The sequence below is a fragment of the Arenibacter algicola genome, assembly GCF_018860365.1.
Classification (GTDB): Bacteria; Bacteroidota; Bacteroidia; order Flavobacteriales; family Flavobacteriaceae; genus Arenibacter; species Arenibacter algicola_B.
The window spans coordinates 352400-373816 of sequence record NZ_JAHKPO010000024.1 but is presented as its reverse complement, the minus strand read 5'-3'; the positions used below and the strand labels follow the sequence as shown (position 1 = coordinate 373816).

The 21417-nt window shown below is 38.7% G+C and carries 15 protein-coding genes; 14 read left to right on the top strand and 1 reads right to left on the bottom strand.

Annotated elements, in window-relative coordinates; translation table 11 throughout:
- Positions 1-165: 165 nt before the first annotated feature.
- The 5 genes from KO529_RS20170 (at position 166) to KO529_RS20150 (ending at position 6370) form a co-directional block, all read left to right on the top strand.
- Positions 166-1113 carry a DUF4382 domain-containing protein gene (locus KO529_RS20170; protein ID WP_215949649.1) on the top strand — a complete coding sequence of 316 codons (948 nt, stop codon included), beginning with the start codon at positions 166-168 and terminating at the stop codon, positions 1111-1113.
- Between the two features lie 126 nt (positions 1114-1239).
- On the top strand, positions 1240-4641 hold the full coding sequence (ileS, locus tag KO529_RS20165) for an isoleucine--tRNA ligase (protein ID WP_215949648.1): 3402 nt from the start codon (positions 1240-1242) through the stop codon (positions 4639-4641).
- Positions 4642-4645: 4 nt separating this feature from the next.
- Positions 4646-5029 carry a TraR/DksA family transcriptional regulator gene (locus KO529_RS20160; RefSeq protein ID WP_031445713.1) on the top strand — a complete coding sequence of 128 codons (384 nt, stop codon included), beginning with the start codon at positions 4646-4648 and terminating at the stop codon, positions 5027-5029.
- A 35-nt stretch (positions 5030-5064) separates the two neighbouring features.
- The gene (locus KO529_RS20155; RefSeq protein WP_215949647.1) at positions 5065-5685 is read left to right on the top strand and encodes a DUF4097 family beta strand repeat-containing protein; all 621 of its coding nucleotides are present in this window, start codon (positions 5065-5067) and stop codon (positions 5683-5685) included.
- 34 nt (positions 5686-5719) lie between these two features.
- Entirely contained in the window at positions 5720-6370 is a 651-nt protein-coding gene (locus KO529_RS20150) for a lipoprotein signal peptidase (protein ID WP_215949646.1), read from the top strand.
- On the opposite strand, the gene KO529_RS20145 is transcribed toward KO529_RS20150, so the two are convergent.
- Complete coding sequence (locus KO529_RS20145; RefSeq protein ID WP_215949645.1) at positions 6342-6902, bottom strand: 5-formyltetrahydrofolate cyclo-ligase; 561 nt, start codon at positions 6900-6902, stop codon at positions 6342-6344. The two genes, KO529_RS20150 and KO529_RS20145, sit on opposite strands and share 29 nt — an antisense overlap.
- Before the next feature lie 584 nt (positions 6903-7486).
- Between KO529_RS20145 and uvrC the strand changes: the two genes are divergently transcribed.
- From uvrC to KO529_RS20100, 9 genes are all read left to right on the top strand, one after another.
- Entirely contained in the window at positions 7487-9274 is a 1788-nt protein-coding gene (gene uvrC / locus KO529_RS20140; protein ID WP_215949644.1) for an excinuclease ABC subunit UvrC, read from the top strand.
- A 17-nt stretch (positions 9275-9291) separates the two neighbouring features.
- Positions 9292-11547: a patatin-like phospholipase family protein gene (locus tag KO529_RS20135; RefSeq protein ID WP_215949643.1), complete on the top strand. Its 2256-nt coding sequence runs from the start codon at positions 9292-9294 to the stop codon at positions 11545-11547.
- Positions 11548-11808: 261 nt separating this feature from the next.
- Entirely contained in the window at positions 11809-12951 is a 1143-nt protein-coding gene (hppD, locus tag KO529_RS20130) for a 4-hydroxyphenylpyruvate dioxygenase (RefSeq protein WP_215949642.1), read from the top strand.
- A 426-nt stretch (positions 12952-13377) separates the two neighbouring features.
- Positions 13378-14205, top strand: a complete 828-nt coding sequence (locus KO529_RS20125; RefSeq protein WP_215949641.1) for a DUF3108 domain-containing protein — start codon at positions 13378-13380, stop codon at positions 14203-14205.
- A gap of 1 nt (position 14206) precedes the next feature.
- Positions 14207-15166: a tryptophan 2,3-dioxygenase family protein gene (locus KO529_RS20120; RefSeq protein ID WP_215949640.1), complete on the top strand. Its 960-nt coding sequence runs from the start codon at positions 14207-14209 to the stop codon at positions 15164-15166.
- Positions 15167-15173: 7 nt separating this feature from the next.
- Entirely contained in the window at positions 15174-16442 is a 1269-nt protein-coding gene (locus KO529_RS20115) for a peptidoglycan DD-metalloendopeptidase family protein (protein WP_215949639.1), read from the top strand.
- Position 16443: 1 nt separating this feature from the next.
- Positions 16444-18081, top strand: a complete 1638-nt coding sequence (gene pgi / locus KO529_RS20110; protein WP_215949638.1) for a glucose-6-phosphate isomerase — start codon at positions 16444-16446, stop codon at positions 18079-18081.
- 172 nt (positions 18082-18253) lie between these two features.
- Positions 18254-20824 (top strand): TonB-dependent receptor, encoded by a 2571-nt coding sequence (locus KO529_RS20105; RefSeq protein WP_215949637.1) that lies wholly within the window; start codon positions 18254-18256, stop codon positions 20822-20824.
- Between the two features lie 92 nt (positions 20825-20916).
- Positions 20917-21375 (top strand): hypothetical protein, encoded by a 459-nt coding sequence (locus tag KO529_RS20100; protein WP_072860394.1) that lies wholly within the window; start codon positions 20917-20919, stop codon positions 21373-21375.
- Positions 21376-21417: the final 42 nt, after the last annotated feature.

The following is a 21417-nucleotide window of genomic DNA, read 5'->3' as shown; positions in this document are numbered from 1 at the left end:
GACCATATTTCTTGTTCTAAGACCAAGAAAATTGTAAGAAAATTAATCGTTTAGGTTTCTGTAAATCAGGTTTCTAGACAAGAATTCATTTTTCAGGGGGATTTTTTAGGTAGGGGAAGACTGGTCTTGATTGTTATATAGGCAAATGTTTAAAACTAAATTATTATGAAGAATTATTTAAAGATTTCAGGGTTAGCTTTAATAGCGTTAGTTGGGATGATGTCATGTAATAAAGATGATGATTCTGCCATGGAGGGGGAATCGTATAATACATCTTTTGAAGTTACGGATGCACCTATAGATAACGCCGAAGTAGAGGCAGTTTTTGTTACCATTACCAATGTTTCCGTAGATGGAAAGTCTTTGGAAGGTTTTAACGCAACAACTATAAACTTAGCGGCTTTGGTCAATGGCAAAACAGAGGCTTTGGGAAACCTGGATTTGCAGGCTAAATCATATTCCAGTATCGTTTTTGAATTGGATTTTGATAAGGATGTGAATGGTGATGCTCCTGGTTGTTACGTGGAAAAGGCCAACGGTGAAAAAGATGCTTTGGTTGCCTCATCCAACAAAATCACCATAAACAATACCTTTGAGGTACTGGCTAATGCCACTAATGTAATCGTGGTAGATTTCGACCTTAGAAAAACTATCAAGAAAGAGAAGGATGGATTGTCCAATGATTTCAATTTTGTTACCATGGCAGAGCTTACTGCAGGAATAAGAACGGTTAATGCAGAATTGACCGGAAAAATTTCAGGGAGTGCCAATGATGCCAACAATACATCGGACAAGATTATTGTCTATGCCTATGAAAAAGGGACTTTCAATGCCGATGTTGAAACGCAGGGAAAAGGGGAGAGCGAAGTTACCTTTGCCAATGCCGTAACCAGTGCGGAAGTAAAAAACTTAAGTGGATCATATAGTCTGGATTTCTTGGAGGAAGGGGAATACGAATTAATTTTTGCATCCTATAAGGAAGATGTCAATAATGAGTTCTACTTCAACGCTTTGTTGAATGTAGAGTCGACCACAGGGCTTAATTTAGGGGCTATAGAGGTAAGCTCGGCCATCCAAATAAGCGCAAATGTTACCGTAACCGGGACAAAATAATTTCAACAACGTACAAAAATTTTAAAAAGCTCCTTTTCTAAGGGGCTTTTTGCTTTTAACAGAATCATTTTACACTAAAAATCATTAGTTTTGCAAACTTAAAATGTAGCATTAGAAGCTGTTATTATGAAGTTTGCAGAATACAAGGGTTTAGATTTACCGAAAGTCGCTGAGGAGGTATTGCACTATTGGAAGGAGAACAATGTTTTTGAGAAAAGTGTAAGCAGTAGGGAAGGCAAAGATAGTTTTGTTTTTTATGAAGGACCGCCTTCTGCAAACGGATTGCCTGGCATTCACCATGTAATGGCCAGGACCATTAAGGATATTTTTCCACGCTATAAGACCATGAAAGGGTTTCAGGTAAAGCGCAAGGCCGGGTGGGATACCCACGGACTTCCAATTGAATTGGGAGTGGAGAAGGAATTGGGAATCACCAAGGAAGACATTGGCACCAAAATATCCGTTGAAGAATACAATGCAGCCTGTAAGAAGGCGGTTATGCGGTATACCGATGTATGGAATTCCATGACCGAAAGAGTAGGATATTGGGTAGATATGGAGGACCCATATATTACCTACAAATCCAAATATATGGAATCTGTTTGGTGGTTGCTTAAACAGATTTACGACAAAGGACTTATTTATAAGGGATATACCATACAACCTTATTCGCCAAAAGCGGGAACGGGTTTAAGTTCCCATGAGTTAAATCAGCCAGGGACTTATCAAGATGTTACGGACACAACCGTTGTGGCACAATTTAAAGCGGATAAAGCTACCTTGCCACAGAATTTTAAGGATGTTAAGGGAGATGTATTCTTTTTGGCATGGACGACCACGCCATGGACCTTGCCATCCAATACGGCATTGACCGTAGGTCCTAAGATTGATTATGTTGTTGTGAAAACCTTCAATCAATATACCTTTGAACCCATGCATGTTGTCTTGGCCAAATCTTTGGTAGGAAAGCAATTTAGCGGTAAATTTTTTGAAGCAGAAGACGATGCCGACTTTGAGAAATACACATCAACAGATAAGAAAATACCCTATCAAATTGTAGAAAGTGCCAAAGGGTTGGAACTTGTTGGAATAAAATATGAGCAACTGTTGGACTATGCACTGCCTTACCAAAATCCAGAGAATGCCTTTAGGGTAATCGCAGGTGATTTTGTTACCACAGAAGATGGTACGGGTATTGTACATACGGCGCCAACTTTTGGGGCAGATGATGCCTTGGTAGCAAAATTGGCGGAACCGGAAGTACCGCCTATGTTGGTTTTGGATGAAAATAACAATCCAGTTCCCTTAGTGGATCTTCAGGGTAGATTTAGACCCGAAATGGGAGAATATGCCGGTAAATATGTTAAAAAAGAGTACTATGACGATGGTGAGGCTCCAGAGCGGTCGGTAGATGTAGAGATCGCCATCAAACTAAAAGAAGAAAACAGGGCCTTTAAGGTGGAAAAATACGTTCACAGCTATCCCAACTGCTGGCGTACGGATAAGCCTATCCTATATTATCCCTTGGATTCATGGTTTATAAAGGTTACTGATATCAAGGATAGGATGTTTGATCTAAACCAAACCATTAATTGGAAACCTAAGGCTACAGGAGAAGGAAGATTTGGCAATTGGCTGGCCAATGCCAATGATTGGAACCTGTCCCGTTCCCGTTATTGGGGTATTCCCTTACCCATTTGGCGTACCGAAGATGGCAAGGAAGAATTGATGATAGGTTCTGTGGCCGAACTTAAGTTAGAAATGCAAAAAGCCTTAAAAGCAGGAATTCTTGAAAAGGATATTTTTGAGGATTTTGTTGTAAGTGATATGAGCGAGGCCAATTATGATAAAATAGACCTTCATAAGAATATTGTAGATCAAATAATTTTGGTGTCGGCTTCTGGAAAACCAATGAGGCGGGAAAGCGACCTTATAGATGTTTGGTTCGATAGTGGTTCTATGCCCTATGCACAATGGCATTACCCATTTGAGAATAAGGACTTAATAGATGAAGGAAAGACTTTTCCGGCCGATTTCATAGCCGAAGGAGTTGATCAGACCCGTGGTTGGTTTTACACCTTGCATGCCATAGCTACTATGGTATTCGATTCTGTGGCTTATAAAAATGTTGTTTCCAATGGCCTGGTATTGGATAAGGAAGGTAAGAAAATGTCCAAGCGTTTGGGCAATGCTGTAGATCCTTTTGAAACCATGGATGAATTTGGGGCCGATGCCACTAGATGGTATATGATATCCAATGCAAATCCATGGGATAATTTAAAGTTCGATGTAGAGGGTATCGCAGAGGTAAAACGTAAGTTTTTTGGAACTTTGTACAACACCTACTCATTTTTTGCGCTGTACACCAACATAGATGGATTTAACTATAGCGAAGAGGATATTCCCCTAAATGAAAGACCGGAAATAGACCAATGGATTTTATCGGAATTGCATTCCCTGATCAAAACTGTGGACGAGGCCTATGAAGATTACGAACCCACCAAGGCAACTAGGGCCATATCGGACTACGTACAGGAAAATCTTAGCAATTGGTATGTGCGTTTAAGTAGAAGGCGTTTTTGGAAAGGGGACTATCAAAAAGATAAAATATCGGCTTACCAAACCCTGTATACCTGTTTAACCACTGTGGCAAAACTATCAGCACCGGTGGCACCATTTTATATGGATAGGTTATACAAAGATTTAACCATTACGACACAGAAAGAGCCTTTTGAAAGTGTACATTTGGCCGATTTTCCTAAATATGATGCCTCAATGGTGAATAAGGAATTGGAAAGTAAAATGGCAAAGGCGCAGACCATATCATCCTTGGTCCTGTCCATTCGTCAGAAAGAGAAGATCAAAGTACGCCAACCATTGCAAAAGATAATGATTCCGGTATTGGATAATAAACAAAGGCTGGAGATCGAGGCTGTTGCAGATTTGATAAAGTCCGAGGTGAATGTGAAAGAGATAGAATTGTTGGATGACGCTTCTGGAATTTTGGTTAAACAAATTAAGCCAAACTTTAAAACCTTGGGGCCTAAGTTTGGGAAGGATATGAAGTTGATTGCCAGTGCCGTAGCGCAATTGAATCAGGATGATATCCAAAAAATTGAACAGGAAGGCGAAATTTTGCTGCATTTTGATAATAAAAGTATTACTTTACAGTTACAGGATGTAGAAATTTCCTCCCAAGATATAGAAGGTTGGTTGGTAGCAAGTTCAGGCCCAATAACGGTGGCCTTGGATATATCTATCAATGAGGACCTTAGAAAGGAAGGTATTGCTAGGGAACTAGTCAATAGAATTCAGAACCTTAGAAAGGAATCGGGTTTTGAAGTGACAGATAAAATAGATATTAAATTATTGAAAAATGGATTTGTCCAGGATGCGGTAGAAAGTAATATGGCATATATTAAGACCGAAACCTTGGCAGCAGAACTTAATTTTGAAGAAAGCATGGACAATGGAATAGAAGTGGCTTTCGACGAAGTTAATACCAGATTGTTTATAGTAAAACACTAAGATTATGGCCGAAGAATTAAAAGTAAGGTACGCGGATAAGGATTTAAACGAGTTTAAAGTTCTGATCGAAGAAAAAATTGAAAAAGCAAAAAGTCACTTGGAACTTTTAAAGAGTTCCTATATGAATGATGGCAATAATGGAACTGATGATACATCGCCAACATTCAAGGCTTTTGAAGAAGGCTCCGAAACAATGAGCAAGGAAGCAAATACCCAATTGGCCATTCGTCAGGAGAAATTTATAAGGGATTTAAAGAACGCCTTGTTGCGTATAGAGAACAAAACCTATGGCATTTGCCGGGTTACAGGAAAGCTGATCAGCAAAGAGCGACTTAAGCTAGTACCGCACGCAACGCTGAGTATAGAAGCGAAAAATATGCAATCCTAAAATTAAAAACGCCTTTAAGGGCGTTTTTTTATTGTATGAGACTAGTTGCCGTTGTTATCTTTCTAATGGGTAGTTGTATTTTACACGCCCAAAAAAAAGTCGTCAAAACCATTGAAAATCCCAACGTATCTTTTGTTCAGATAGATGGCAAGAATTGTTTTTCCCTTGCTTTGGAAACTGTGGATATTCCAAACATAACCGTTGAGGCTTCAATAGACGGTGAGTATTTACAGGATTTATTGGTAAATGTAAAACAGGAGGGGGCAACCGTATTGGTCAGTGCCGGTTTTCAGCCCAATTTTGTTTTTCCAAACGATAAATTAAGTGCCCATAAGGTTATTTCCATTTCCTTAAAGATTTCAATCCCCAAGTACCTTGATGTTAACGTATACGGTACCAGCACCAATGTGGGCGTTACGGGGCATTATGCCAACCTAAAAATTAGTTTGTCCGATGGCAAATGCACTTTAAAAGAAACGGGGGAAAATGTGGATGTTCATACCCAAAGTGGAAATATTGAGCTAATTACAAAAAACGCCCAAATTATGGCTTCCACAAAATATGGCAAGATTAAACGCGAAGCGATTGCCTCTGGAGATGACCATTTTACGCTGAATTCCGTAACCGGAAATATCAGCATAAGGAAAACCGAATAATATGTTTATTTTTGCCGAATCTATTTTTTAAGTAATGAGTTTAAAAAAATCCTTAGTAATCATAATAGCAATTCTTGCTATAGACCAGATAAGCAAAGTATATATTAAGACAAACTTTGTTTTAGGCGAGTCGGTAGATGTCTTTAGTTGGTTCAAGATTTTGTTTATAGAAAACGAAGGTGCTGCTTGGGGAACCAAACTAAGTGATTTACTGCCCATATCCGATGAAGTAGGAAAACTGATACTTACCATATTTCGCTTGTTTGCCATTGTTGGGATAGGATATTGGTTGTTCGATACCATAAAAAAGAATTCTTCCAAAACCTTGATACTGGCGGTATCCCTAATATTTGCAGGCGCACTCGGAAACATATTGGATTCCGTTTTTTACGGTATGATTTTTAACGATAGCTATTCTCAAGTAGCCACAGCATTTTCTTCTGAGCCTTATGGCAGTATATTTCACGGCAAGGTGGTAGATATGCTCTACTTTCCTATGATAGATTCCGTATGGCCAGATTGGGTACCTATGGTTGGGGGAAATAATTTTCGTTTTTTCGAACCCGTTTTTAATATAGCGGATACCGCAATTAGTACAGGTGTAGGTATACTAATTGTATTTAATAAAAGAGCTTTTGGAGAAAGTTCAGAAGAAGTTAAAACGAATAAATCCGATCAGGAGTAACGCAAAAGTTCAAAGGAACGTCGTGCGTATCTATATCCTCAATTTTTTCTTCTGCCTTAAATAGCGAGAGTCCCACCTTAACAACATCGGGTCTGCACTTGTTCAGTAGCACATCATAAAACCCTTTGCCATAACCAACTCTGTGACCTTCTTTGTCAAAAGCCATTAACGGAAGAAAGACAACATCTATTTTTTCAGGTGGCACTTCAATCCCATCTACCGGTTCAGGGATGTTCCAGCGATTTTTTTTTATGGGCGTACTATCGGTAAGTAAATAATTGATAAGATTTCGGCTATCCAACATTTTCGGAAGTAGGATGTTTTTGTCCTTGCCCTGTAGAATGGACATAATAAAACTAGTGTCGACTTCCTTTTTCTCGGTTATGGAAAGGAATAGATGATAATAGGAATAATTCCAAATGGGTAATTGAAGCAGCCGGTTGGCTATCAGTAAGCTTGAATCTGATATTGATTGTGAAGTAAGATTTTCTCGGCGTTCGGAGTAGATTAAACGCAAATCTTTTTTCAACATAGGGGTTGGTTAAACTCGGGGCTTTTGGGGGCAGGGTTTAATTGGGAAATAGGAAAACTATTCCTTGGAGGCCACTGCGTAATATATTTTGAAAAAAAGCATAAGAATTAAATATGTGCCCAAGGTTATTATATAGTTGTCCATGCGTTAAATAATTTTGATTTTTTAAATATAATTAAAAAAATATGAAATGCTCCATAAAGGGTATCGTTTTATCGATGAAATGCATCATTTTTAACAAATATTTGGGATTTTGAATTATTTGTTAATTGAATTTTATCATTAAAATACCGTAAAAAGCTGTTTGTCAGTATATTATAAAATAGTGTACGATAACGTTAATTTTTGGCAACTGTGCATTTAATCGATAATTTTTTTTGATTTATCGAATTTTATTGGATTGGATGTTAAATTTAGACTAGGAGAAGTCCTACTTTTTGCTAGAGGAATACAATTATTAAAATGGAAGGTTTCCAAAATTTCACTTTAGGATCTTAGCATCAGAGTTAAAAAACTAGAATCTTTGTGTCCTTTGGTAAAAACACTGTAATTTTCATATTTAAAGAAAAAATTTATCTCAATACATGTCCCATATATCTATAGAAGTACAGTTAAGTTCGCTTCCTACCAATCCCGGGGTATATCAGTTTTATGATTTAGAGGACAAGATTTTATATGTTGGCAAGGCTAAAAATCTAAAAAAAAGGGTTAGCTCCTATTTTAATAAAACGCACGAGCAAGGAAAAACCCGTGTTCTGGTGAAGAAAATTAGGAGTATTAGGCACATAGTGGTGCCTACCGAGTCTGATGCTCTGCTCTTGGAGAATAATCTAATTAAAAAATACCGTCCTAGGTACAATGTTTTACTTAAGGATGATAAGACATTTCCATGGATTTGTATAAAAAATGAAAAGTTCCCGAGAATCTTTCCTACCAGGAAATTTATCAAGGATGGGTCGGAGTATTTTGGACCCTATACGAGCATGAAGACCATTCATACCTTATTGGACCTGATTAAAAGTGTCTACCCTCTGCGTACCTGTAACTATGATCTTGCACAAGATAAAGTGGCTGCCGGGAAATACAAGGTTTGCTTGGAGTACCATTTGGGAAATTGTAAAGGTCCTTGTGAAGGGTATCAATCGGAGGAGGAATATAATCGGCAAATCCAGGAGATCAGGGAAATTATAAAAGGTAATTTTAAATCCTCCCTCCACTATTTTAAAAGTCGCATGAAATTGCTGGCCCAGGAGATGAAGTTTGAAGAGGCACAGCTTATAAAGGATAAGATAGAGGTTCTTGAAAACTATCAGGTAAAGACCACCATTGTAAATCCTAAGATCAATAATGTGGATGTGTTCACCATTATTTCCGATGAGGTTTTTGCTTATGTTAATTTCCTGCAATTGTCCCACGGCTCCATTATACGGTCCCATACCCTGGAAATTAAGAAGAAATTGGATGAAACGGATGAGGATTTACTCCAATTGGCGATAATTGAAATTAGGCAACGCTTCAATTCCCATTCAACGGAGATTTACGTTCCATTTGAGGTTACCTTGGAGTCGCACCTAAAGGTGGTAGTGCCTAAATTGGGAGATAAAAAAAAGATATTGGAGCTATCGGAACGCAACGCCAAATTCTTTAGACAGGATAGGTTTAAACAAATAAAGATTATTGATCCGGATAGGCATACCAATAGGGTAATGGGACAAATGAAAAAGGACTTGCGACTTTCCATGGAACCGAGGCATATAGAGTGTTTTGATAATTCCAACATCCAAGGCAGTAACCCTGTGGCGGCCTGTGTGGTATTTAAGGATGGAAAACCTTCAAAAAAGGAATACCGTCATTACAATATTAAGACTGTTGAAGGTCCGGATGACTTTGCCTCCATGGAGGAAGTGGTTTTTAGACGTTATAAGAGACTTTTGGAAGAAGGACAGTCGTTGCCACAACTTATTGTTATTGATGGAGGCAAGGGCCAGCTGTCATCTGCTCTTAAAAGTTTGGATGCCCTTGGGTTAAGAAGGAAAATAGCCATTATAGGTATCGCCAAAAGATTAGAGGAAATTTACTTTCCGGAAGATCCTATTCCTTTATATTTGGATAAAAAGTCCGAATCGTTGAAGATAATTCAACAATTGCGAAATGAAGCCCATAGATTTGGGATAACTTTTCATAGAAACAAGAGAAGTAAGGCGGCCATTAATTCGGAATTGGAAAGTATAGATGGGATAGGGAGTAAAACTGTGGAAGAGTTATTGAAAAACTATAAATCCGTAAAAAGGATAAAAGAGGCCAGTTTAGAGAATTTGGCCCAAACCATTGGAATGTCCAAAGCCAAGAAAATATATGAAACCTTTCATTAAACCATTGTATTAACTTTATGCTAAAGTCGCTACTTATATATTGTATATTAATTATTCCGCAACTGATCCTTTCCCAGGAACGGGTAGAAAATAAGGATATAAAAGTTGGGCTGGTCTTAAGTGGGGGCGGTGCTAAAGGGTTGGCACATATTGGTGCCCTAAAGGTAATTGAAGAGGCCGGGGTAAAAATAGACTATGTAACCGGAACCAGTATGGGTGCTATTGTTGGGGCGCTCTACGCTTCGGGATATACTGCAAAAGAATTGGATTCTATTTTTAAAAATACGGATTTCGAGTCATTGATTCAGGATAACGTGCCCAGAAGCGCCAAAACATTTTATGAGAAGGAAGATTCGGAAAGATATGCCCTAACACTTCCGTTCAACAAATTTAAAATTTCCATTCCCCAGGCCATATCGGGCGGGCAAAGTATTTACAACGAGTTTGTTAGGTTGCTGTACCATGTTAAGGATATAGATGATTTTAGTAAACTTCCAATCCCTTTTTTATGTGTTGCTACAGATGTGGAAACCGGGGATCAGATATTATTGGATAAAGGCTATTTGCCCGAGGCAATTTTAGCTAGTGGCACATTTCCTTCACTTTTTAGACCCGTAGAGATCAATGGAAGAGTGTTGATTGACGGGGGTGTGGTAAATAACTATCCCATAGGCGAATTGAAGAAGATGGGCGCCGATGTGGTAATTGGGGTGGATGTACAGCATGGGCTGTCCGATAGAGAATCTTTGTTGAGTGCTACGGAAATACTGCTGCAGATCAACAATTACAGAACGGTTAGGGATATGCAAAAGAAATCGGCCCAAACCGATATTTATATCACCCCGGATATCAAGGATTACTCGGTGATAGATTTTGACATGGGAAAAGTAATAATAGATAGGGGCGAGGAAGCGGCTAGATTGCATATGGAGGAATTGTTGAAAATTGCCAAGACCCCCAATCTTAAGAGGCAAAAGATAATAGCTGCCGGGATAAAGGATACCCTGTTTGTAAATGAATTGACAATCCAAGGGAATTATAATTATTCCAGGGCCTACATCAAGGGGAAATTAAGATTTAACGTAGATGACAAAATAACCTTTAAAAAATTGCAGCAGGGAATCAACAATTTGTCCGCTACCGGAAACTTTAGGGCTATTAAATACGAATTGCTCAATAATGGCGAAGGGGTGGAGCTGCTGTTGAACGTTAAGGAGAATCCTGATAAAATGTTCATTCGCCTAGGGGTTCATTTTGATGACCTTTACAAAAGTGCGGGAATCGTAAATCTTACAAGGAAGAATGTTTTAATGGATGATGATGTAGCCTCGGTAGATTTTGTCATTGGGGATAATCTAAGATACAATTTGGAATATTATGTGGACAAGGGCTTTTATTGGAGTTTTGGGATAAATTCCAGGTTCGACGATTTTAATAAAGAAATAAATTTTGATCTGATAAAATCCAATTTTGATGTCGATAATAGTTCCAATATTAGAAAAATAAACCTAAGCGCTTCAGATCTGACCAATCAGATGTATTTACAGACCGTAATAGAAGAAGAGTTTGCCTTTGCCATTGGGGTGGAACATAAATTACTGAAATATAGCACTAAAACTTTGGGGCAAATAGATACCATTAGCACGTCTACAACGGCCAATAAGAGAACCTATTTTGAAAAAAGTAATTATTACAGCACCTACGGGCAGCTTACTTTTGACACCTATGATGACGTTTATTTTCCCACTAAAGGGCTATACTTTGACGGAGATTTTCATTTTTATGTCTTCTCATCCGATTTTAACGATAATTTCAAGGAATTTTCAATAGGCAAGGCAAGAATGGGAGGAGCATTTTCCTTGGCTAAAAACATATATCTTAACTTGGAAACTGAAGGGGGTTTTAAATGGGGCATATCCCCTGTTACCTCCCTCGATTTTATATTGGGGGGTTATGGGAACCATTTAGTGAACAATGTTGTCCCTTTCTACGGATATGATTTTTTAAGTTTGGTAGGGAACAGTTATGTAAAAGCCTATGGCAGGCTGGATTTTGAGTTTGTTCCCAAGAACCATATATTGTTGGCGGCAAATTTGGCCAATGTCGGCGATGACCTTTTTAGAACGGCAGATTGGTTTAAAGCGCCCGAGTTCTCCGGTTATGCACTCGGTTATGGGTTCGAATCCTTTATTGGGCCAATTCAGGTGATTTATTCCTATTCCCCCGAAATTAAGGAAAACCACTTCTTTTTTAGTATTGGTTATTGGTTTTAAATAAGGCTTTTGGATTATTTTTCTGTAATCAAATGCACGACTATTAACACTTTAAGCCAACATTTATTCCGATATTTGTTGAACAGGATTTTGATCATGCTACAATTTAGAATTGATATTACGGCCCATCTCAGGGCTATGTGGTAATTTAAGGCGATTTGGAAGTTGTCCAAATTTTGTTTTAGACCGTTTGGGCTAACTTCTTCTACTAGCCAATGACTTGGCTATATATGTATTATATCAATTCAAAAATCTATTATTATGGCAACTACCGATAAAACATCTTTAAAATTAACAAAGGAAAATCTGGATGCTCAGGATTTTCTACCACTTCTTGGCACCGATTATGTAGAACTGTATGTGGGCAATGCAAAACAAGCCGCATATTACTACATGGCTGCATGGGGTTTTCAGCCCCTAGCCTATTCCGGATTGGAAACAGGATTAAAAGATAGGGTTTCCTATGTGGTACAGCAGGACAAGATTAGACTGGTATTAACTTCTCCCTTAAAATCCGGAGGGGATATCAATAGACATATAGATGCCCATGGTGATGGGGTAAAGGTAATTGCATTGTGGGTAGATGATGCCAGGGAGAGTTATGTGGAAACAATGAAACGAGGGGCCGAAAGTTACTTTGAGCCCAGAGCCAAACGGGATAAGGACGGGGAAGTGGTTACATCCGGTATCCATACTTATGGGGAAACGGTACATGTTTTTGTGGAACGCAAGAACTACAAGGGGGCATTTATGCCAGGATTTAGACCCTGGAATCCTTTTTATAAACCATCGGATGTTGGATTGAAGTATATAGACCACATGGTAGGTAATGTGGGCTGGAACGAAATGAACAAATGGTGCCAGTTCTACGCCAAAGTTATGGGGTTTGCCCAATTGGTCTCCTTTGATGACAAGGATATTTCAACGGAATACACCGCTCTAATGAGCAAGGTAATGAGCAATGGGAACGGCAGAATTAAATTCCCGATCAATGAGCCGGCGGACGGAAAAAAGAAATCCCAAATTGAAGAGTATATAGAATTTTATAACGGTGCAGGGGTGCAGCATATGGCATTGGCAACCGACAATATTATTGAAACGGTGAGCGCCCTTAAAAATAGGGGGGTTGAGTTCCTGACCGTTCCTCCTAGTTATTACGAAGATGTTTTGGACAGGGTCGGTTCTATAGACGAGGATTTGGCGCCTTTAAGTGAGCTTGGGATACTAATAGATCGGGATGATGAGGGCTATTTGCTCCAAATCTTTACAAAACCAATTTTGGACAGGCCAACGATGTTCATTGAAATAATCCAGAGGAAGGGTGCAAAATCTTTTGGGAAGGGAAATTTTAAGGCATTGTTTGAAGCAATAGAGAGGGAACAAGAGTCCCGAGGAACGTTATAAAAAGGCACCTTTTCTTAACTTTTTGCCAATTTTAAGTATCTAATTATTAAATAGTGTTAATAGAATCGTTAAAGTAAGTTAAATCTTATTTTTAAAGCGAATCTTGTATTAAATTTGTACTCGTAAGGGGTGGTTCCCTTACAACTTTAAGTATTGGTTTTTCATAATTTAAAGTTTGGTTGGTTATTTAGGAAAAGCCCAGTTTTACGACTGGGCTTTTTTTGTGGGCCAATTTTTGGAACAAATTTTGTTTAAGATTTATCAAATAAAAGAAAAGTAAAATCGTTTTTATTAATTTTACAGGAGTAATGAGGTGTTACATAGGCTATTGCAATTTATGCCTTAGCCGTCAAAATCAAGATCGCCTATGTATTGGATAGGCAGAAAGTACATTAATGCCTACTGTAATTAGATCAATTTAAACAGATGAAAAAGATTTGCATTGTACTGGTTTTAATTTTTGGATTCACTATCAATTCCCAGGTTCAACAACTGGAAAATGACGGTGAGTTTCATTTGCCTGAAAATACAGAAAATACATCTGCTTTTAAAATAGGGGAATGGCTGAAGTTTAGGATACATTATGGATTTCTAAATGCCAGCTACGCCACGCTTCAGGTAAAATCCCATGATTTGGACGGTTTGCCTGTCTATCATGTGGTAGGAAATGGTAAAACAACCGGTTTTGCCAGTATATTTTTTAAGGTGGATGACACCTATGAGAGCTTTTTTGATAAAAGAGATGGCAAGCCTTATAAATTTATAAGAAAAATTGATGAAGGTGGATATACCAAGGATATTGAGGTGAATTTTGACCACGAGAAGGATATTGCGGTATTAAACGATAAAAAAAAGGATAAAAAGTTTAATTTTACCATTCAAGAGGGTATTCAGGATTTGATTTCGGCCTTTTATTATCTCCGTAACAACTACAAAGTAGAAGAGTTGGTTGAAGGGGAGTCCATTGAATTAAATCTCTTATACGATGATGATGGAGTTTTTAAGTTTAAGCTTAAATACTTGGGCAAGGAGGTTTTAAGAACAAAATATGGGAAGGTCGAATGTCTAAAGTTTAGGCCTTATGTACAATCAGGACGGGTATTCAAGGAACAGGAAAGTTTGTCCCTTTGGGTTTCCAATGACAATAATAGAATTCCAATAAGGATACAGGCAGAATTGAGTGTTGGGTCTATAAAGGCGGATTTGGACGGATACAACGGACTCAAGCATCAATTTAAAATAATAATGGATTAAAATGAATAAAGAGCATATTGATTCCCAGATTTCCAAACTAGAAGAAAAATACAAGGATTCTGGACAAGACTTAAGCTCTTATTTGGACGGCCTTTTATATCAACGATATCTCACTTATTGGGATTACATCCATCTAGATACCCTGCTCAGTATCCAAGTGCCTAGGACGCATTTCCCGGATGAGGAGATCTTTATAATGTACCATCAGATTACAGAATTGTATTTTAAACTTATCCTTCACGAGCAAAAGCAAATTGTGGATGATAAGACCCAGGATTTGGATTTTTTTATAGAAAAGGCAAATCGCATCAATAGTTACTATCAGGTCTTGATATCTTCCTTTAGTGTTATGATCAAAGGGATGCAAAGGGAGCAGTTTATGCAATATAGAATGGCATTGCTTCCGGCCAGCGGATTTCAGTCTGCACAATATAGAATGATAGAGCTGTACGCCACTCCCATGGAAAACCTCGTGCAATTTTCGGAAAGACATAATTTCTCATCGGATAACACTATTGAGGAATTATATGAACACATTTATTGGAAAAAAGGGGCAACCGATCGGGTTACCGGCGAAAAAACACTTACTTTAAAGCAATTTGAGTACCGTTATACACCAAGATTGATACGAATTGCCAATCAGGTGAACAACAGCACTATATACCATAAATACCAGCAGTTACCACAAAAAAGTAAGGATAATAAAACCTTGGTTGAAGCGTTAAAAGCTTTAGACGTTAATGCAAACATAAATTGGCCACTGATGCACATGGGGTCGGCATATCGTTATTTGACCAAAGACAATGAACAAATAGATGCCACTGGCGGAACAAATTGGAAGGAATATTTGCCTCCAAGTTTTCAGAAAGTTGTATTTTTTCCAGAATTGTATACAAAACAAGAGTTAAATAATTGGGGAAAACAATGGGTAGACCATATCTTTAACCCAGAAAAAGTATAGAATAACAATGCAAAAATATTGGGGCCTAATTTTTAGTTTAATATTTATTTTTTCATGTAAGGACGACAAACCTGTTACAGAGGAAATAGCAGAGGTGGTAACCATAGAGAAACCTGTGGTAATAAAAGAGTTTGGGTTTAATCTGGACGATTTTGAGGTTTTGCGCGACACCGTCAAAAATGGGGACAGCTTTGGTGAGCTAATGTTGAGAAATAGTGTGGAATACCCCAAGATTGCAAGAGTTTCGGAACACTTCCGGGATACTTTCGATGTAAGGAAAATAGTTGTTGGCAAGCCTTATCTTATTTTGAAGTCCAAGGACACGGCCAATAATGCACAGGTATTTATTTATCAAAATGATCCCATTAACTATACGGTGGTCGATTTTAGGGACAGCGTCCTAGCCTATAAGAAAAAGCAAAAGGTAAAATATGTGGAGCGGGAAGCTTCCGGAATTATTGAATCTTCCTTGTCCGAAGCAATATTGAAACAAGGTATTGATTACAACGTTACCAATAGTTTATCTGAAATTTACGCATGGACCATAGATTTCTTTAGACTTCAGAAAGGGGATCGGTTTAAGGTAATCTACAAGGAAAAGTATATCAACGATACCATTTATGCTGGTGCCAGTGGTATTGAGGCCGCTTATTTTGAGCACAATGGAGAGCCTTTTTACGCCTTTAACTTTGTGTCCGACTCCACCAAAAACATCAACGACTATTATGACGATCAGGCCAAAAACCTTAGACGTACATTTTTACAGTCGCCAGTTCAGTTCAGTAGAATATCCTCCAGGTATAATTTAAACAGAAGAATTGCCTATTATGGATACAAGGTTAAGCCTCATAAGGGAACGGATTATGCAGCTCCTATAGGAACCCCTATCCTAGCTACCGCCAATGGTACAGTCACAGAATCCACAAGAAGAGGTGGTAATGGTAAATATGTCAAGATTCAGCATAATGGTACCTACAGCACCCAGTATCTACATATGAAGAACCAGAAGGTTAAGAAAGGAGATTTTGTGAAACAGGGCGATGTTATAGGTTGGATCGGGATGACCGGTAATACCGGAGGCCCGCACGTATGTTATCGTTTCTGGAAAAATGGGCAACAGGTAGATCCGTTAAGGGAAAAATTACCGGCTGCGGAACCTATAGCGGATAGCCTAAAAACAGCTTATTTGGATTTTGTAGGGCCTAAGAAAAGTCAATTGGATTGTATTGAATACATAGAATTACCAGAAGAAGATTTGCTAACACTCAACGAATAAAATGGCTTTACAGAATACCGACCCGACCAAAACAGAAGCTTGGAAAAAACTTTCACAACATTATAAAGAGAATACCGGTCTTTCCTTAAAGGACTTGTTTGCAGAGGATTCCGATAGGGCTAAGAAACACAGCATCGGTTGGAACGAATTTTTCGTAGACTTTTCAAAGAATAGGATAACCCAAGAAACCCTTCAACTTCTTTTGCAATTGGCAAATGAAGTTGGATTGAAGGATGCTATCCAGAAGCAGTTTGAAGGCGGTATTATAAATAAAACAGAAGGCAGGGCGGTTCTTCACACGGCCTTAAGGGCAAAAGAATCGGATGTCATCGAAGTAGACGGGGTAAACATTGTCCCAGAAGTTTACGAGGTGAAACAGAAGATAAAATCCTTTACGGATTCCGTAATTTCAGGTGCTAAAACCGGATTTACAGGAAAAGCCTTTACCGATGTGGTCAATATTGGTATCGGTGGATCGGATCTTGGTCCCGCCATGGTAGTGGAAGCCTTAAAATTTTACAGCAACCATTTAAAAATGCATTTTGTAAGCAATGTTGATGGTGATCATGTTTACGAAACCCTAAAGGGCTTAAATCCTGAAACAACATTGTTCGTTGTGGTTTCCAAGACCTTTACTACCCAGGAAACCCTAAGCAATGCCACTACCATAAAAAAGTGGTTTCTAAAACACGCTACCCAAGCAGATGTGGCCAAGCATTTTGCCGCAGTCTCTACCAATGCCGAGAAAATTTCGGAATTTGGAATTGATGCAGATAACGTATTCCCTATGTGGGATTGGGTCGGGGGTAGGTTTTCATTGTGGAGCGCGGTTGGTTTATCTATTGGCTTGGCGGTGGGATACGAAAATTTTGATGCCATGCTGATGGGTGCCAATGAAATGGATCAGCATTTTGCAAGCACAGATTTTGGAGAGAACATACCGGTAATCCTTGCTCTTATAAGTGTTTGGTATAATAATTTTTACGGTGCAGAGACAGAGGCCATTATTCCCTATACCCAATATTTAAGTAGGTTTTCGGCCTATTTGCAGCAAGGGATTATGGAGAGTAATGGAAAAAGCGTGGACAGGAACGGAAATAGGGTAACCTTTGAAACAGGAACCATTATATGGGGAGAGCCTGGTACCAATTCGCAGCATGCCTTTTTTCAACTGATCCATCAAGGGACTAAATTAATTCCTACCGATTTTATTGGGTTTAAGGAGTCCTTACACGGGGACAAGGACCACCACAATAAATTAATGGCCAACTTCTTTGCCCAAACAGAGGCTCTAATGAACGGAAAGACGGCTGATGAGGTTAGAAAGGAATTGGAAGAAAAAAAGATTTCGGAAAAAGAGATTGTGGAAATCTTGCCATTCAAGGTTTTTGAAGGAAACAAACCTACCAATACCTTATTAATAGATAAGTTAACACCCAAGAGTTTGGGGTCTCTTATTGCCATGTACGAACACAAAATATTTGTCCAGGGCATAGTCTGGAACATATTTAGTTACGATCAATGGGGTGTGGAATTGGGCAAGCAATTGGCTACTGCCATATTGAACGATATTGAAGGATCTACTATTGCGAATCATGATGCTTCTACGTTAAATCTTTTAAATTTATTTAAGAAATAATTGGCAATTTTGCCAATTCCTAATAAACGGTATTAACTTACTGTCTTTCAGGAGTTATTAAGGTATTTAATGTTAAATTTGCACTTACTAATTTAACATTATAGTAATGTATTGTTGTAAAAATATACTCACTTTTGCAGCGATTATTAAAAACTAATTAACTCTTAGAAAAATGAAAAAAATGTACTTTGTTATTGCCGCATTTTTGTTAACGGCAATAGGGTTTTCCCAAGGAACCATTACTGGTTCTGTAGTAGATGGTGATTTTGGCGATCCCTTACCGGGAGCTAACATTTTGGTTCAGGGAACCACAAATGGGGTTGCAGCAGATTTTGATGGTAACTTTACCATTGAAGTATCCCAAAGTTCAGGAACTTTGGTAATTTCCTATATCGGATTTATTAGCAAGAAAGTAAATTTTACAACACTCGGTAACATCGGTACCATATCCCTTAATCCGGACGCACAGGAATTGGAAGGGGTGGTTATTGTGGGCTCTGGAATTATAGATTTGGCCGAAGACAGACAAACACCCATAGCAGTGTCTACCATAAAGGCCAGGGAAATCAGGGAAAAAACAGGAAACTGGGATTTACCTGAGTTATTAAAGTCTACCCCTTCAGTTCAGAACGTTAAGGGAGGTGCTTTTGGAGATGGTCAAATGTTCTTGAGGGGTTTTGATCAGACCAATACGGCATTCTTGTTAAACGGACAGCCTATCAACGGAATGGAAGATGGAAAAATGTACTGGTCCAACTGGTCTGGAGTATTGGATATTGCCAATGCCGTTCAGGTGCAACGGGGATTGGGATCTTCTAAATTGGCCATTTCATCTGTTGGAGGTACGGTAAACATTGTGACCAAAACCTTGGACAAGCGTGAAGGAGGTTTTTTTCAAACTATGCTTGGCAATGATAATTACATTAAGACCACCGGATATTACTCAACAGGTATAATGGAAAATGGCTTGTCTGTTGCAGCAATGTTGGGACATTGGCAAGGAGATGGTTATGTGGATAATACCGGAGGTCAAGGTCAAACCTATTTCTTGTCCTTTGGATATGTACCCAACGAAAATAACATCTTCAACTTTATTCTAACAGGTGCTCCACAATGGCATGCTGCTGCAGGGTCCGATAATCTTAGGACTTTTTTGGATAATGGAAGAAAATACAATTCTTGGAATACAGCAAACGTTAACAGTCCTAACACTTTAAATGGGGGCGCCTACCCTGGAGGTAGAAATATTTATCACAAACCGGTAGCCAACCTTAGTTGGGACTTGACTTTTAACGAGACTGCCTCTTTGTCTAGCGTATTGTACGGTTCAATAGGAAGGGGAAGTTTTGCTCAATTAATTACAGATAGAAATACAGGGGAGGCCCTTTATGCCAGGGGGTCCAACAACAACCATAACTGGGGTGGTTTGGTAACCAACTTTAATAAGCAAATCAATGAAAACCTTAATTTCAACATTGGGGCGGACGTTCGTTTGTACAACGGAATCCACTTTAGGGATGTACGTGAGTTTATTGGTGTTACATCGGTTTCCAATTCCAGCAATTACAACGGAGGTGCCTACGAACTTACCAATGCCTATGGCGGTATTAATCCTTGGAATATAACCTTTAACCCGAATGATGACCACTCCCAAAGATTTGGTTATGATTACGAGGAAAGAATCAACTATGCAGGGGTGTTTGGACAATTAGAGTATTCCAAGGGAGCTTTTTCTACCTTCTTTCAAGGGTCGGCTTCTACACAATCGCATATCAGGGAAGAGTTTTTGAATGCTGCCAATGAAGGGCAATCCGAAGAATCGGAAAAAGTAAATAACCCAGGCTTTAACGTTAAGGCCGGTGTGGCCTATAACCTATCCGAGCAACACGCGATATTTGCAAATGGAGGTTACTACTCACGTCAGCCTTATCACAGTGATTTGTATATAGACGATAGAAATTCAAATGAATTGAATCCTTTGGCAACTGAAAATCAGAAGATTACTGGTTTGGAAGGTGGATATAAGTTTATGGGCGATATTTTATCTGCCAACCTTAACGTGTATTACACTATTTGGGACAATAGGATACAATATAGCTCTGATGATACCAACAATGACAATATCGTGGACGAGTTTACCCAAACCAGTCCATTGAAGCAGGTACATTCCGGTGTGGAATTGGAAGTGTTTGCACGCCCCGCGGACGGATTGAATTTTCAAGGATTTGTATCTATTGGTAATTGGGAATATGATGGTAATGTTACCACCACCACCTCTGATGAAAATGGAAATATAATTTCTACAGGAGACCCTAGTTATATAGATGGTGTAAAAATAGGACAGGCTGCGCAGTTTACTGCAGGTATTAGTGGGGATTATGAAATATTGCCCAGATTTAAATTGGATGCCAACTGGAATCTATATGATAATTTATATGGTTCCACCCTTTTCGGGGATTCCGAATTTTCAACTGCCAACAATAGGGGGGCTATTAAATTACCTTCTTATGACACCATGGATGCCGGGCTCTCTTACCGTATGTTGGTTGGGAAGGAGAACAATAAATCCATTCAGTTCCGTTTAAACATTAACAATGTCTTTGATGAGGTATATTTGGAAAGCTCAAGCGATAACACACATGTTGAGCCTGGAGATGACGTTTGGAACGGTGTAAATACCGATAACCGAGTTAGGTTTGGTTATGGTAGGACTTGGAACTTTAATATGCGCTATAACTTCTAAGTACTAATAGAAGTAAAAAATAATGACCCCGCTAATTAGCGGGGTTTTTTTATTACCAAAATTCCTTACATTTATAAATTAAAATAAAAACTATGGAAGATTACGGATTAGCACATCAATGGATTCTCGCCTTACATTCTTATTTTGCCTATGTGGTATTGGCTGTATTATTTTTAGCCGTGGCCAATGGTATTTTGGGATGGACAGGAAATAAGGATTTCACTTTGAGAAAGGATTTTAGAATTAGCCTATTTGCGCTGATTTTATCGCATTTGCAACTCTTGGTGGGCCTAGTACTCTATTTTGTGTCTTCCAATGGGTTGAACGCCATTAAAACATTGGGTATGGGCGGGTTAAACTCGGCCTCCCGTTTATTGGCCGTAGAACATCCGTTTATCAATATAATTGCAATTGTCTTTATTACGGTCGGCTGGTCCAAACACAAAAAAGTATTGGAAGGCAAAAGAAAGTTTAAGACCATTACCATTTTTTACGGTTTGGGATTGATTCTTATCCTTAGCAGAATTCCATGGGCACAATGGCTCAATTAATTAATTGTATTTGGAGAGGTTAGGGCTATTTGGCCACAGGTA

Coding starts and splice junctions, on each gene's coding strand:
- KO529_RS20115 (WP_215949639.1), top strand. CDS start 15,174: ATGCAAAAATATTGGGGCCTAATTTTTAGTTTAATATTTATTTTTTCA.
- KO529_RS20135 (WP_215949643.1), top strand. CDS start 9,292: ATGCTAAAGTCGCTACTTATATATTGTATATTAATTATTCCGCAACTG.
- KO529_RS20100 (WP_072860394.1), top strand. CDS start 20,917: ATGGAAGATTACGGATTAGCACATCAATGGATTCTCGCCTTACATTCT.
- hppD (WP_215949642.1), top strand. CDS start 11,809: ATGGCAACTACCGATAAAACATCTTTAAAATTAACAAAGGAAAATCTG.
- KO529_RS20160 (WP_031445713.1), top strand. CDS start 4,646: ATGGCCGAAGAATTAAAAGTAAGGTACGCGGATAAGGATTTAAACGAG.
- pgi (WP_215949638.1), top strand. CDS start 16,444: ATGGCTTTACAGAATACCGACCCGACCAAAACAGAAGCTTGGAAAAAA.
- KO529_RS20105 (WP_215949637.1), top strand. CDS start 18,254: ATGAAAAAAATGTACTTTGTTATTGCCGCATTTTTGTTAACGGCAATA.
- KO529_RS20150 (WP_215949646.1), top strand. CDS start 5,720: ATGAGTTTAAAAAAATCCTTAGTAATCATAATAGCAATTCTTGCTATA.
- KO529_RS20120 (WP_215949640.1), top strand. CDS start 14,207: ATGAATAAAGAGCATATTGATTCCCAGATTTCCAAACTAGAAGAAAAA.
- uvrC (WP_215949644.1), top strand. CDS start 7,487: ATGTCCCATATATCTATAGAAGTACAGTTAAGTTCGCTTCCTACCAAT.
- KO529_RS20125 (WP_215949641.1), top strand. CDS start 13,378: ATGAAAAAGATTTGCATTGTACTGGTTTTAATTTTTGGATTCACTATC.
- ileS (WP_215949648.1), top strand. CDS start 1,240: ATGAAGTTTGCAGAATACAAGGGTTTAGATTTACCGAAAGTCGCTGAG.
- KO529_RS20145 (WP_215949645.1), bottom strand. CDS start 6,902: ATGTTGAAAAAAGATTTGCGTTTAATCTACTCCGAACGCCGAGAAAAT.
- KO529_RS20155 (WP_215949647.1), top strand. CDS start 5,065: ATGAGACTAGTTGCCGTTGTTATCTTTCTAATGGGTAGTTGTATTTTA.
- KO529_RS20170 (WP_215949649.1), top strand. CDS start 166: ATGAAGAATTATTTAAAGATTTCAGGGTTAGCTTTAATAGCGTTAGTT.